Below are 386 nucleotides of genomic sequence, written 5' to 3' on the forward strand. Positions count from 1 at the left end.
GGTGAAGTCGTAACAAGGTAACCGTAGGGGAACCTGCGGTTGGATCACCTCCTTACCTTAAAGAAGCGTACTTTGCAGTGCTCACACAGATTGTCTGATAGAAAGTGAAAAGCAAGGCGTCTTGCGAAGCAGACTGATACGTCCCCTTCGTCTAGAGGCCCAGGACACCGCCCTTTCACGGCGGTAACAGGGGTTCGAATCCCCTAGGGGACGCCACTTGCTGGTTTGTGAGTGAAAGTCACCTGCCTTAATATCTCAAAACTCATCTTCGGGTGATGTTTGAGATATTTGCTCTTTAAAAATCTGGATCAAGCTGAAAATTGAAACACTGAACAACGAAAGTTGTTCGTGAGTCTCTCAAATTTTCGCAACACGATGATGAATCG

The 386-nt window shown here is 46.9% G+C and carries 1 tRNA gene and 1 rRNA gene; both read left to right on the forward strand.

Annotated features, from left to right (window positions below):
• Positions 1-55: ribosomal RNA gene (locus BHE85_RS18910) — 16S ribosomal RNA — on the forward strand; the annotation flags it as partial.
• 85 nt (positions 56-140) lie between these two features.
• Positions 141-216, forward strand: a tRNA-Glu gene (locus BHE85_RS18915).
• The last annotated feature ends 170 nt before the right edge of the window (positions 217-386 follow it).

Source organism: Shigella sp. FC1567 (genome assembly GCF_001743015.1).
Classification (GTDB): domain Bacteria; phylum Pseudomonadota; class Gammaproteobacteria; order Enterobacterales; family Enterobacteriaceae; genus Escherichia; species Escherichia coli.